This window comes from Micromonospora trifolii, assembly GCF_022229005.1.
In the GTDB taxonomy this organism is placed as follows: Bacteria; Actinomycetota; Actinomycetes; order Mycobacteriales; family Micromonosporaceae; genus Micromonospora; species Micromonospora trifolii.
This window is the reverse complement of the sequence record NZ_JAKKFD010000047.1, coordinates 1-12,592: the sequence shown is the minus strand read 5'-3', so window position 1 is coordinate 12,592 and position 12,592 is coordinate 1. Positions and strand designations below refer to the sequence as shown.

The window sequence follows — 12,592 nt, the reverse complement described above, 5'->3', positions numbered from 1 at the left end:
CTCGCTTCGCTCGCTCATGCCACCGCTCCGCTTCGCTTCGCAGCGGCCTGAGCGACATCACTGCCGAGCCCGACGATTCGCTCGCTTCGCTCGCTCATGCCACCGCTCCGCTTCGCTCGCTCATGCCGCTTCGTCCCGCTGCTCGCTGCCGACGGAGGACCGGGCCGGTCGCTCCCACAGTGGCGGCGGGGTACCGCCACGGATCTCGGCGAGCATGTCCCGCAGCCGCAACATGATGGTGTCCGTCATCTCCTCGAGGGTGGCCCGGGTCGGCTGGGCGTCCGCCCACCGGCTCAGGTCGATCGGCTCCCCGGCGGCAACGGTCACCGGGATCCGGGGGCGCAGGCTGACACGGGTCGTCCGCGGGTCGAAGATCCGTTCGGGCCCCCACATCACCACCGGTACGACCGGGGCGCCGGTGGCGAGGGCCAGCCGGGCCGCACCGGTCTTGGCCTTCATCGGCCAGAGCTCCGGCTGTCGCGTGGTGGTGCCCTCAGGGTAGATCACGACCGCGCCGCCGTCGTCGAGCGCGGCGACCAGTGCGTCCAGCGAGCGGACGGCGTCCACGCTGCCCCGCTCGACCGGGATCTGCCGGCACCGGTGCAGGATCCAGCCGACCACCGGCACCCGGAACACGCTGGCCTTGCCCAGGTACTGCGGCCAGCGCCCGGAGTCGTAGATGAAGTGCGCGGACACCAGCGGGTCGGCGTGGGAGATGTGGTTCGCCACGATGATCACGCCGCCGTCGCCGTGGAGATGCTCCTGACCACGCCAGGTACGCCGGGTCCAGACGGTCATCACCGGCTTCACCAGCCACACGGCGAACCGTTGCCAGAACCCCAGCCTCCGCCGTGCCACTGTGCCTCCTCTTCGCGCCCCAACCCCGTCGCGAAATCCCGCCCACGACGCCCGCAGCGGAAATCATGCCTGCTCGCCCCCGGTACGGCCAGCGAGGGGCCCGCCGTCCGGCTGGCAGGATTGCGGACGTGACTCAGCCGAGGTGGGCCGTGGTGGTGCCGGTGAAGCGGCTGGCCGTGGCCAAGAGCCGGCTGCGGGGCGCGCTGCCCGGCGTACCGCATGAGGAGTTGGCGCTGGCCCTGGCGGCCGACACGCTCCGCGCGGTGCTGGCCTGCCCGGCGGTCGCCGAGGCCCTGGTGGTGACCGACGACGCCCGGGTGGCGGCGGCGGCGCGGGCCGCCGGTGCGCGGGTGCTGCCGGACGAGCCGGACGCCGGCCTGAACGCCGCGTTCCGGCACGGAGCGGCCGGGGCCACCGCCGGGTGGGTGGCCGGGATCACCGCGGATGTGCCGGCGCTGCGCCCGGCCGAGTTGGCCGGCGCGCTGCTCGCGGCGCAGAACGGTCGACAAGGAGTACGCCGGTTCCTGCCGGACGCCCCCGGCGAAGGCACCGTGCTGCTCACCGCCGGGCCGGGTGTGCCACTGGATCCGCGCTTCGGGGTGGGCTCGGCGGTCGCGCACGCGGCGAGCGGGGCACTGCCGCTCGACGGCGACTGGCCCAGCCTGCGCCGGGACGTGGACACCGCCGCGGACCTGACCGCCGCCGCCCGGCTCGGGCTGGGGCCGCGCACTGCCGCACTGGTGGCCGCCGGTCGCCCCGCCCGCGCCGCCGGCTGAGCCGCCCGGTCCGCTGAGCCCACGCCACGGGGTGAACCAGCGGGTGTACGGTGCCAGCATGCAGGGCACGGTGGCCAGCTACGACGCGGCGACGCGCAGCGGTGTCCTGCTGCTCGACGACGGCACCGAGATGCGTTTTCCCGCCCGGGCCTTCGACGCCTCCGGGCTGCGGCTTCTCCGGCTCGGGCAGCGGGTCCGCATCGACACCGATCCCGACGGAGAGGTCGTCCGGGTGACATTGCCGACGATGATCTGACCCGGCGAGCCCAAGTTCATTTTGCGTTTACCGTAATCGGGTGATTATGAGCGGGTGAGCACCCCTCGCGAGCAACCGGTCCACCCGCCCGCCACCGACCTCCGCAACGGCTCCCGCACGCGCGGCACCGATGGGCGCTTCCGCCCGTCCCGCGCCGAACGTGCCGGTGCTGCCCGCGCCGACACGCTCGCCGACGACCCCGGCGCCGCCTCCTCCGGGCTGGACGAGGTCATCGACCCCGCCCCGAAGATCGAAGCGGACGGCCCCGCCGCCGGTGACGTCCACCCGGCAGTGCCGAACGACCTGCCGACCGGCGCCGCACCGGAGGACGACGACGAACCGCCGGCGGCCCCACCGCTGCCGGAGGACCGGTTCCTCAACCGGGAGCTGTCCTGGCTCGACTTCAACGCCCGGGTGCTCACCCTGGCCGAGGACCAGCGCACCCCGCTGCTGGAGCGGGCCAAGTTCCTGGCCATCTTCGCCAGCAATCTCGACGAGTTCTACATGGTGCGCATCGCCGGGCTGAAGCGACGGCTCTCCGCCGGCCTGCCGGTTCGCGGCGGCGACCGGCTGCCCCTGCGTACGCAGTTGGAGCTGATCGCCGAGCGAACCGCCGCGCTGGGTGCCCGGCATGCCGCCTGCTTCGTCGACGACGTGCTGCCCAAGCTGGCCGACGAGGGCATCCGCATCCTGCGCTGGGGCGAGCTGGGCGACGGTGAGCGGGAGCGGCTGCGCACCTACTTCCGGGAGCACATCTTCCCGGTGCTGACCCCGCTCGCGGTGGATCCGGCGCACCCGTTCCCGTACATCTCGGGGCGTTCGCTGAACCTGGCGGTGGCGGTTCGTGACCCGGACGGCGGTTCGGAGTTGTTCGCCCGGGTGAAGGTGCCCAACAACGTCCCCCGCTTCGTCCGGGTGGACCGGGACCAGCCGGGCGTGCGGATGTTGCCGGTGGAGGACCTGATCTCGGTGCACCTGGGGCAGTTGTTCAGCGGTATGCAGGTGGTCGAGTGCCACCTGTTCCGGGTCACCCGCAACGCCGAGGTGGAGGTCGACGAGGACCGCGACGAGGATCTGCTCCAGGCGCTGGAACGGGAGCTGGCCCGACGGCGGTTCGGTCCCCCGGTCCGGCTGGAGGTCGCCGACTCCATCTCCGACCACATGTTGGAGCTGCTCGTCCGCGAGCTGGACATGGACGACCAGGACGTGCTGCGCGTGCCCGGCCTGCTCGACCTGTCCGCGCTGTGGCAGGTCTACGGCGAGGCGGACCGGCCGGACCTGAAGGACCCGCCGTTCGTGCCGGCCACCCACCCCCGGCTCGCCGAGGGCGAGGTGCCGCGCAGCGTCTTCTCCACACTGCGCGACGGGGACATCCTGGTGCACCACCCGTACCACTCGTTCGCCACCAGCGTGCAGCGCTTCATCGAGCAGGCCGCCGCCGACCCCAACGTGCTGGCCATCAAGCAGACCCTCTACCGGACCAGCGGCGACTCCCCGATCGTCGACGCGCTCGTCGACGCGGCCGCCGCCGGCAAGCAGGTGGTGGTGCTGGTGGAGGTGAAGGCACGCTTCGACGAGGTGGCCAACATCGGCTGGGCCCGCACGCTGGAACGCGCCGGCTGCCACGTCGTGTACGGCCTGGTCGGCTTGAAGACGCACTGCAAGACCGCGCTGGTGGTCCGGCAGGAGGGCAACCAGATCCGTCGCTACTGCCACATCGGCACCGGCAACTACCACCCGAAGACGGCCCGCCTGTACGAGGACTTCGGCATGCTCACCGCCGATCCGGAGATCGGCGCCGACCTCACCGACCTGTTCAACGTGCTCACCGGGTACAGCCGGCAGACCGCGTACCGGCGGTTGCTGGTCGCCCCGCAGGGCATCCGCAGCGGCCTCATCGAGCGGATCGAGCGGGAGATCTCGCACGTCCGCCTGGGCATGCCCGGCCTGGTCCAGTTCAAGGTCAACTCCCTGGTCGACGAGGGGGTGACCGACGCGCTGTACCGCGCCTCCCAGGCCGGCGTCCACGTCGACCTGCTCATCCGGGGCATGTGCACGCTGCGCCCCGGGGTTCCGGGGTTGTCGGAGAACATCCGGGTCCGCTCGATCCTCGGCCGCTTCCTGGAACACTCCCGGGTCTTCCGGTTCGGCAACAACGGTGAGGCCGAGTTCTGGATGGGCTCGGCCGATCTCATGCACCGCAACCTGGACCGCAGGGTGGAGGCGCTGGTGCAGGTGAGCGACCCGATCGCCCGCGCCGAGCTGGACCATGTGCTCAGCGCCGCGATGAGCCCCGAAGTGGACGCGTTCGAGCTGGCTGGCGACGGCACCTGGACCCGGCGTACCGGCGGTGACAACGCCGCCCGGGCCCATCTGCAGGAACTGCTGCTGCGCCGCGTCGGTGGCACGGCCAGCTGACCGCGCAGCGCATAGGCTGAGCTGATGGTCGAGGAGGAGCAGAAGTACGAGGTGGACGACACCTACGTGCTACCGGACCTGGCCGGCACGGCCCCGGCCGGTGGTCGGGTCCGGGCACTGCCACCGGTGACGCTGGTCGCCCGCTACCTCGACACTGTCGACCTGCGGCTGGCCCGGGCCGGCGCCTCACTGCGCCACCGCCGGGGCGACGAGCAGCCCTGGACGGTGAAGCTGCCGACCGGGACGCCGGGCGTGCGGCACGAGATCTCCCGTCCCGGGCCGAAGGGGCAGCCGCCGCCGGAGCTGGTGGAGTTGGTCACCGTCCTGCACCGGGGTGCGCCGCTGGCCCCGGTGACTGTGGTCCGGACGGTGCGGCACGCGTACGAGGTGTGTGACCGGGCCGGCTCTGTGCTCGCCGAGGTGGTGGACGACCGGGTCACAGTGCTCGACGACGCCGGCAGCACCACCGCCACGTTCCGCGAGGTGGAGGTGGAGCTGAAGGCCGGCGACCGGAAGCTGCTCGACCGGGTCGGCGAGGTGCTGCGCGAGGCCGGCGCCCAGGGCGGGTCGTTCACGCCGAAGCACGTACGGGCGCTGGGCGCGACGGCGCAGGCCGATCCGGACCTGGTCGCGCCGACCGGGCTGACCGCCGAGCCGACCGCCGGTGACGTGGTGACCGAGGCCCTACGCAAGGAGATCCGCCGGCTGCTGGCGCACGACCCGCTGGTCCGGCTGCGCGCCCCGGCCGCCGGTGACGACACCGCCGTGCACCAGATGCGGGTGGCCTGCCGACGCCTGCGCAGTGATCTGCGCACCTTCAAACCGTTGCTGCGCAGGACCTGGTCCCGCCCGCTGCGCACCGAGCTGCGCTGGCTCGCCGACGTGCTCGGCGCGGCCCGCGACGCCGAGGTGCTGCGCGCACGGCTGCGGCGCACCGCCGACGCCGATCCGCTGAGCCCGCTCGACCGGGGCGCTGTGGACCGGCTCGACGAGGTCCTCGCCGAACGGCAGCGACAGGCGCTCACCGCCATCGACGAGATGCTGCGCTCCGCGCGCTACCTGGCCCTGGTGGACTCCCTGGTGCTGGCCGCCCGCGCCCCCCGGTTCACCCGCCGGGCGGCAGCGCCCGCCACGCAGGCGCTACCCGCGCTGGTGGCCCGCCCCTGGCGGCGGTTGACCGGGCCGGACGGCGTCGGCGGGCTCGACGCGCAGTCCCCGGACGAGCGCTGGCACGCCGTCCGCAAGGAGGGCAAGCAGGCCCGGTACGCGGTCAACGCGGTGGCCCCGACGGTCGGCAAGGGCGCGCGCCGGTTGTCCCGCGCCCTCGCCCGCGTGCAGGACGTGCTCGGCGAGCACCAGGACGCGGCGGTGGCGGCCGACACCTGGCTGGAGATCGCCGCCGAGCGACCGGACGACCACGAGCTGGCGGTCACCGCCGGGCGGCTGGCCGAGCGGGAACGCCTGTCGGTACGCCAGATGCGTGGTCTCCTCCCGGCCGCCTGGCACCGGGCCACCCGGCGACGGCGCACCAGTTGGCTGCCGTGACGGGCATCCGGGCGGCGGGCGGGGTGGCCTGGCGGCCGACCGACGACGGCGTACGCGTCTGCGTCGTACACCGCCCCCGCTACGGCGACTGGACGCTGCCGAAGGGCAAGCTGGAACCGGGCGAGCACGCGCTGGCCGCGGCGGTCCGTGAGGTGGCCGAGGAGGCCGACGTGCGGGGCGTGCCGCAGGTGCGGCTGCCGTCGGTGCGGTACCGCAGCGAGGGGCAGCCCAAGCTGGTCGACTACTGGTCGATGCTCGCGGTGGCCAGCGGCGGTTTCCAACCGGACACCGAGGTGGACGCCATCCGCTGGCTCGCTGTGGACGACGCGATCCGGTTGGTCAGCTACCCGCACGACGCCGAGGTGTTGGCGGCGTTCGCCGCGCTGCCGTCGGTGACGGCGACTGTCGCGCTGGTCCGGCACGCGCACGCCGGTAAGCGGGCCACCTGGTCCGGCCCGGACGTCGGGCGGCCCCTGGACGCCGAGGGGTGGGCCCAGGCGAGCACGCTGGCCGAGCTGATCGCTCTGATCCGACCGGCCCGGCTGGTGTCGGCGTCGCCGCGACGGTGCGTGCAGACGCTCGACCCGACCGCCGCGTTGCTCGACCTGCCGATCGAGGTCTGCGGCGACCTGGACGAGCCACAACCCGGCCAGCAGAGCGACGAGCAGATCCTGGCCACCGCCGCCCGGCTGTTGGAGCTGGCCGGCACCGGAGGGCAGTCGGCGGTGTGCAGCCAGGGCAAGGTCCTGCCGGGCGCCCTGGAGCGGCTGACCGGCCGCACCGATGAGGACTTCACCACCCCGAAGGGCGGCGGCTGGCTGCTCGCCTTCACCGCCGACCGGCTGTTGGCCGCCGATCGCCTGTAGGGCCCACGTTCGCACGGGCCCGCTCTTGTCAGCGGGGGCGGCAGGGCGTCAGCGGGGCGGCAGGGTCAGTGTCACAGCGACCGGCAGGTGGTCGCTGGCCGTGCTGCGCGGCGCGACCGGATCACTCGGGGTCAGGCCGGGCGAGACGAAGATGTGGTCGATCTGCTGGCGCGGGTCGTCCGCCGGGCTGGTCGCCAGCGGTCGGGCGGCGGCCAACGCATCGACCAGGCCGGCGTTGGAGAACTCCGCGAACGCCTCGTCGCCCGGCTCGGTGTTCAGGTCACCCGCCACCACCAACGGCCGGCCGGCCGCGTACCGGGTGGCGAAGTCGGCGACCGCGCGGGCCTGGACCACGGGGCCCTTGCCGGGCGGCGGTTGCAGGTGGGTGCTGACCACTGCGGTACGGACACCGTCGCCGAGGTCCAACGTGACGGCGAGGGCCTGCGCCCCGGTGGGCGCGCCGACGGCGGCCAGCGGCAGGGTCCGCGGATCGCGCACCGGCCAACGGCTGAGCACCGCGTCACCCCAGGCCGGGTCGGCGGCCGGCCCGAAGACGTACGGCATACCGAGCCGGTCTGACAACAGGTCCAGGGTGTCGTGCCCGCCGTTGAGCAGCCAGGCCCGGTCCACCTCGCTGAGCAGCACCACGTCGGGCCGTTGCCGGTTGACGACCTCGGCGAGGCCGCTCAGGTCGAACCGGCCGTCCAGCCCGAACCCCATCCGGATGTTGTACGCCACCACTGTCAACCGCTGCGGCGGGCCTTCCCGGTTGCTCGCCACCGGCACCTCGTCGGCGAGCACCGGTGCCAGCAGGGCCAGCGCGGTGACCGCGGCGGCGGCCCGGAGCGGCGGAAACGGCAGGGGCAGCCGGTGGACGACGGGACGGGCGGTGAACGCCACGGCGGCGATGAGCACTGCCACCACCACGGGCACCGCCGCGTTGGGGTAGCCGAGGTCGTAGGCCGAGTAGTACCCGACCGCCCCCAGCGCGAATACGAGCATCCCGGCGGCGACCGCGTACCCCCGCCGGGAGGCGCTGGCGCCGGTGCTCGCGGTGCCTGCGCTCGCGGTGTCGCTGGCTGGCTGGCTGGTGTCGTCGGTCAGGGCGAGGCAGGCGCCGAGGCCGACAGCGGCGAGGAGGATGGCCGGCAGGAGCAGGTCGCCCCGGTCCAGGGCGAACAGCACCGCGCCGCCGAGCAGCGCCACCGGTCCGTACGCCCGGAACCACCCGCGGGGCGGCCGTGTCAACGCGGCGCCCAGGAACCCGGCGACCGCCACTGGCACCGGCGCCAGACCGAACAGCGGCGAACGAGCCACCCCGTCCCCGGCGACGAGGTACGACATCCCGGTCCGGGCCAGTGCCGGGGAGAGCGCCACCATTCCGGCCAGCAGCAGCGCCGGCCCGGCCAGCAGCCAGGCTCGGCCCCCACCAGGGCCGGCTGGGGCGTCAGCAGGGACGTCAGCGCCGCGCTGGCCGGGTTGCGCCGTGCCGGCCAGGAACAACGCCGCCACGGCGGCGCTGAGCAGCCAGGCCACCCAGTCACCCCGCCAGACCAGGTCGACGGTGTCCAGCACCGCGTGCACTGCCGCGTTGACAGCGAACCCCAACGCCAGCCCCGGGACCGGGCGGTCGGTGTCGGCGGCGACGCCGACCAGCCAGACCAGCCCGGCGAGCAACCCGGCGGTGGCCAACCAGAGCTGGGTACGCCCGCCGGGAGCGGCGGTGAGCGTCAGCCGGGCGACGGCGAGCGCGACAGCGGCGACGACGGTGACCGGGCGGGCTCCGACTCGGCGTACCACAGCGGGCGCGCCCATCGCGAGCACGAACCAGCCGAGGGCGAACGCCCCCATCAGCTCGGCAGGGGTGGACGCCGCCTGACCGAAGATGGTGATGATGCCGGGCAGCCAGACCCGCAGCACGTCGATGAGGAGCAGCACGCCCAGCGCGAGCGTGCCGGTGGTGAGCTGGCGGTAGCGCACCGGCGCCCCATTTCCCGTCGACGGGCCGGCCCAGGGGTGGCCGGCACGGCGATTCTGCGCGAGCGAGCCAACCGGGTCAACGGTCCCCGTACGCCGGAAAGCCGTCCCGGTACGCCGAAAGGGCGCCCACCCACTGGTGGACGCCCTTTCGGTACTGGTCGGTCAGCGCTTGCTGGCCGCCTTCTTGGCCGGAGCCTTCTTCGCCGGCGCCTTCTTGGCCGCCGTGCTCTTGCTCGCCGCCGCGGTGGTCTTCTTCGCCGCGGTCGACCGGGTCGCGGCGGTGGTCTTCTTCGCCGCGGTGGTCTTCTTGCTGGCGGCCGTCTTGGTCGCCGTGGTGGTCTTGCTCGCCTTGGCCGGGGCGGTCTTCTTGCTGGCGGCCGTCTTGGTCGCCGTGGTGGTCTTGCTCGCCTTGGCCGGGGCGGTCTTCTTGCTGGCCGCCTTCGCCGTGGTCGCCTTGGTGCCCGCCGCCTTCGCGGTGGCCGCCTTGGTGCCGGTCGCCTTCGTGCCCGCCGCCTTGGCCGTGGCGGTGCTGGTGGTGGCCTTCTTGGTCGCCACCGTGGCCTTCGGCACCTTGCCGCTGGCCACCATCTCCTTGAACCCGGCGCCGGGGCGGAAGGTCGGGACTGACGTCTTCTTGACCTTCACCGCCTCGCCGGTACGCGGGTTGCGCGCTGTTCGCGCGCCACGCACACGCTTTTCGAATGCTCCGAATCCGGTGATCGCCACCTTCTCGCCCTTGGTGACCGCCGCCTGGACCTCGGTGAGGACCGCGTCGAGCGCGGCCGTCGCCATCTTCCGGTCCCCCAGGCGAACGGCGAGCGCCTCGATGAGCTCGGCCTTGTTCACGACTTCCTCCCGATTGTGCAACTGACTCGTCGCGAGCCATTCTGCGCGCACGGTATGCCCTGTGCTGCCGGGACACAAACATTCGGTAGAAAAAAGCCCTTGTGTCGTAACGGATTCACCCCCACCGGATGGACCGATGGGGGTGAAATCCGCTGTGCGAGCGGCCTAACGGCTATGCCACGGAGGGCAGGAACGGCAGTCGGCGCGCCTCGTAGGAGTCGATGTCGGCGGTGTGCCGGAGGGTGAGTCCAATGTCGTCGAGGCCTTCCAGAAGGCGCCAACGGCTGAAGTCGTCCAGCGGGAACGACCAGCTCGCGTCCCCCGCCCGGAGCTGGCGGGCGGTCAGGTCGACGGTCACCGGAGTCGTCGGATCCCCCTCGATCAGGTCCCACAACTCTTCGACGGCTTTCAATTCCAACTCGACCGGCAACAGACCTTCCTTGAGGGCGTTGCCGCGGAAGATGTCACCGAAGCGCGGGGCCACCACGGCGCGGAAGCCCCAGTCCCGTAGCGCCCAGACGGCGTGCTCTCGGGAGGAGCCGGTGCCGAACTCCGGGCCGGCGATGAGGATCGACGCCCCGGAATAGTTTTCATCGTTGAGCACGAATGCCGGATCTTCCCGCCAGGCGCTGAACAGCCCGTCGGCGAAGCCCGTCCGCGTCACCCGCTTGAGGTACACGGCGGGGATGATCTGATCGGTGTCCACGTTGGACCGGCGCAGCGGCACGGCAGTGCCGGTGTGGGTGGTGAACTTGTCCATCTCGTCGGTCCCTTCTACAGGTCGGCGGGGGCGGCCAGCCGGCCGACCACTGCGGTGGCGGCGGCCACCGGCGGGGAGACCAGGTGGGTACGCCCACCCCGGCCCTGACGGCCCTCGAAGTTGCGGTTCGAGGTGGAGGCGGAGCGCTCGCCCGGCTTCAGCGTGTCGGGGTTCATCCCCAGACACATGGAGCAGCCGGCGAACCGCCACTCGGCCCCGGCGTCGGCGAAGACCTTGTCCAGCCCCTCGGCCTCGGCGGCCTCGCGTACGGCGGCGGAGCCGGGCACCACGAGCATCCGGACGCCGTCGGCGACCTGGTGGCCCCGCAGCACGTCGGCGGCGGCCCGCAGGTCCTCCAGGCGGCCGTTGGTGCAGGACCCCACGAAGACCACGTCGATGGGCAGCTCCCGCAGCGGGGTGCCGGGGCGCAGGTCCATGTACTCCAGGGCCCGGCGGGCGGCGGTGCGCTCCGAGTCGGTGGTGAACTCCTCCGGGTCCGGCACCGGGGCGCTCAGCGGCGCACCCTGCCCGGGGTTGGTGCCCCAGGTGACGAACGGCGTGATCTGGCTGGCGTCCAGCGTCACCTCGGCGTCGAAGCGCGCGCCGTCGTCGGTGGGCAGCGTCCGCCACCACTGGACCGCCGCGTCCCAGTCCGCGCCCTGCGGCGCGTTCGGTCGACCCTTGAGGTACGCGAAGGTGGTCTCGTCCGGCGCGATCATGCCGGCCTTGGCGCCCCACTCGATGGACATGTTGGCGATGGTCATCCGCCCCTCCATGGAGAGGGCGCTGATCGCCTCGCCGCGGTACTCGACGATGTGGCCGCGACCTCCGCCCGTGCCGACCTGCGTGATCAGCGCGAGCACCAGGTCCTTGGCGGTCACACCGGGCGCGAGCTGGCCGGTGACGTTCACGGCCATCGTCTTCGGCCGGCTCTGCGGCAGCGTCTGGGTGGCCAGCACGTGCTCCACCTCGCTGGTGCCGATGCCGAAGGCGAGCGCGCCGAAGGCGCCGTGGGTGGCGGTGTGCGAGTCGCCACAGACGATTGTCAGGCCCGGCTGGGTGAGACCGAGCTGCGGGCCGATCACGTGCACGATGCCCTGGTTGTCGTCACCCAGCGGGTGCAGTCGGACCCCGAACTCGGCGCAGTTGCGGCGCAACGTCTCGATCTGCGTACGCGACGTGGGGTCCGCGATGGTGAGCAGGTCACCACGGCGGAGGCGGAACGCCGGGTCGGCGTACCCGGTCGGGGTGTTGTGATCCTCGGTCGCGAGGGTCAGGTCGGTACGACGCACCCGGCGCCCGGCGAGCCGCAGCCCGTCGAACGCCTGCGGGCTGGTCACCTCGTGCAGCAGGTGCAGGTCGATGAAGAGCAGGTCCGGCTCACCAGCGGCGGACCGTACGACGTGCGCGTCCCAGACCTTCTCGGCCAGGGTCCTCGGCTCAGGAGTGACTCCCACCATCTGGACATCCTAAATTCTGGGAGGTAAGTTTCGGCTTGTGGGACACAGTATGAGCGGTGTCGGCGTTCTCGACAAGGCGGTGGTCATCCTGGCCGCCTGCGTGGACGGCGCCAGCCTGGCCGAACTCGTTGAACGCACCAAGCTGCCCCGGGCCACAGCACATCGCCTGGCCCAGGCCCTGGAGATCCACCGAATGCTGGTGCGCGACACCCAGGGCAGATGGCGGCCCGGCCCCCGCCTGGGCGAGTTGGCCAATGCCGCACCGGACGTTCTGCTGACCGCCGCCGAGCCGCTGCTGGCCGCGCTGCGCGACGCCACCGGTGAGAGCGCACAGCTCTACCTGCGCCGCGCCGACGAGCGGATCTGCGTGGCGGCGGCGGAACGCGCCAGTGGTCTACGGGACACCGTTCCGGTCGGCTCGGTGCTGCCGATGACTGCCGGCTCCGCGGCCCAGATCCTGCTCGCCTGGGAGCCGCCGGAGGCGGTGATGCCGCTGCTGCCGCGCAGCAAGTTCACCGGCCGCACCCTCGCCGAGGTACGTCGCCGCGGCTGGGCGCAGAGCGTCGCCGAGCGGGAGGCCGGTGTGGCGAGCGTCTCCGCCCCGATCCGCGACCGTACCGGCCGCGTGATCGCCTCAGTGAGCATCTCCGGCCCGATAGAGCGCCTGGGCCGCCGCCCCGGCGAACGCCACGCCATGGCCGTAGTAAGAGCCGGCCAACGCCTATCCGGCCTCTAACCCCCCCCGCTCCCCCGCTCCCCCCGTCCCTCCCCTCTCCGCGTTGATCATGAGGTTAACGCCACCGGCAGCGGCTTGGGGTCAAGGGGTG

At 72.8% G+C, this 12,592-nt stretch carries 11 protein-coding genes; 6 read left to right on the top strand and 5 right to left on the bottom strand.

The genetic code is table 11. The features are described from left to right. Nucleotides 1-120 precede the first annotated feature (120 nt). Entirely contained in the window at nucleotides 121-858 is a 738-nt protein-coding gene (locus tag NIE79_RS26860) for a lysophospholipid acyltransferase family protein (protein ID WP_238681220.1), read from the bottom strand. A 128-nt stretch (nucleotides 859-986) separates the two neighbouring features. Between NIE79_RS26860 and cofC the strand changes: the two genes are divergently transcribed. The 5 genes from cofC to NIE79_RS26835 are packed head-to-tail and all read left to right on the top strand — an operon-like array spanning nucleotide 987 to nucleotide 6,719. Then, entirely contained in the window at nucleotides 987-1,634 is a 648-nt protein-coding gene (cofC, locus tag NIE79_RS26855; RefSeq protein ID WP_238681219.1) for a 2-phospho-L-lactate guanylyltransferase, read from the top strand. Nucleotides 1,635-1,692: 58 nt separating this feature from the next. Then, nucleotides 1,693-1,890, top strand: a complete 198-nt coding sequence (locus tag NIE79_RS26850; RefSeq protein WP_030335323.1) for a cold-shock protein — start codon at nucleotides 1,693-1,695, stop codon at nucleotides 1,888-1,890. A gap of 54 nt (nucleotides 1,891-1,944) precedes the next feature. Further along, entirely contained in the window at nucleotides 1,945-4,308 is a 2,364-nt protein-coding gene (locus NIE79_RS26845; protein ID WP_238681218.1) for an RNA degradosome polyphosphate kinase, read from the top strand. 24 nt (nucleotides 4,309-4,332) lie between these two features. After that, nucleotides 4,333-5,853: a CYTH and CHAD domain-containing protein gene (locus NIE79_RS26840; RefSeq protein WP_238681217.1), complete on the top strand. Its 1,521-nt coding sequence runs from the start codon at nucleotides 4,333-4,335 to the stop codon at nucleotides 5,851-5,853. Continuing rightward, nucleotides 5,841-6,719, top strand: coding sequence for an NUDIX hydrolase (locus NIE79_RS26835; protein WP_238681216.1), 879 nt, complete (start codon nucleotides 5,841-5,843; stop codon nucleotides 6,717-6,719). Before NIE79_RS26840 ends, NIE79_RS26835 begins: the two co-directional genes overlap by 13 nt. A gap of 48 nt (nucleotides 6,720-6,767) precedes the next feature. On the opposite strand, the gene NIE79_RS26830 is transcribed toward NIE79_RS26835, so the two are convergent. The 4 genes from NIE79_RS26830 to leuC all read right to left on the bottom strand — a co-directional run bounded on the left by NIE79_RS26830 (nucleotide 6,768) and on the right by leuC (nucleotide 11,765). Then, the gene (locus NIE79_RS26830) at nucleotides 6,768-8,699 is read right to left on the bottom strand and encodes an endonuclease/exonuclease/phosphatase family protein (protein WP_238681215.1); all 1,932 of its coding nucleotides are present in this window, start codon (nucleotides 8,697-8,699) and stop codon (nucleotides 6,768-6,770) included. A 162-nt stretch (nucleotides 8,700-8,861) separates the two neighbouring features. Further along, complete coding sequence (locus NIE79_RS26825) at nucleotides 8,862-9,545, bottom strand: HU family DNA-binding protein (RefSeq protein WP_181562658.1); 684 nt, start codon at nucleotides 9,543-9,545, stop codon at nucleotides 8,862-8,864. A gap of 172 nt (nucleotides 9,546-9,717) precedes the next feature. Then, on the bottom strand, nucleotides 9,718-10,305 hold the full coding sequence (gene leuD, locus NIE79_RS26820) for a 3-isopropylmalate dehydratase small subunit (protein WP_238681214.1): 588 nt from the start codon (nucleotides 10,303-10,305) through the stop codon (nucleotides 9,718-9,720). Between the two features lie 14 nt (nucleotides 10,306-10,319). Next, nucleotides 10,320-11,765: a 3-isopropylmalate dehydratase large subunit gene (gene leuC / locus NIE79_RS26815; protein ID WP_238681213.1), complete on the bottom strand. Its 1,446-nt coding sequence runs from the start codon at nucleotides 11,763-11,765 to the stop codon at nucleotides 10,320-10,322. Nucleotides 11,766-11,814: 49 nt separating this feature from the next. Here leuC and NIE79_RS26810 point away from each other — a divergent pair, with 49 nt between their 5' ends. Then, entirely contained in the window at nucleotides 11,815-12,501 is a 687-nt protein-coding gene (locus NIE79_RS26810; RefSeq protein WP_007456408.1) for an IclR family transcriptional regulator, read from the top strand. The last annotated feature ends 91 nt before the right edge of the window (nucleotides 12,502-12,592 follow it).

Coding starts and splice junctions, on each gene's coding strand:
- NIE79_RS26810 (WP_007456408.1), top strand. CDS start 11,815: ATGAGCGGTGTCGGCGTTCTCGACAAGGCGGTGGTCATCCTGGCCGCC.
- NIE79_RS26850 (WP_030335323.1), top strand. CDS start 1,693: ATGCAGGGCACGGTGGCCAGCTACGACGCGGCGACGCGCAGCGGTGTC.
- leuC (WP_238681213.1), bottom strand. CDS start 11,765: ATGGTGGGAGTCACTCCTGAGCCGAGGACCCTGGCCGAGAAGGTCTGG.
- NIE79_RS26840 (WP_238681217.1), top strand. CDS start 4,333: ATGGTCGAGGAGGAGCAGAAGTACGAGGTGGACGACACCTACGTGCTA.
- leuD (WP_238681214.1), bottom strand. CDS start 10,305: ATGGACAAGTTCACCACCCACACCGGCACTGCCGTGCCGCTGCGCCGG.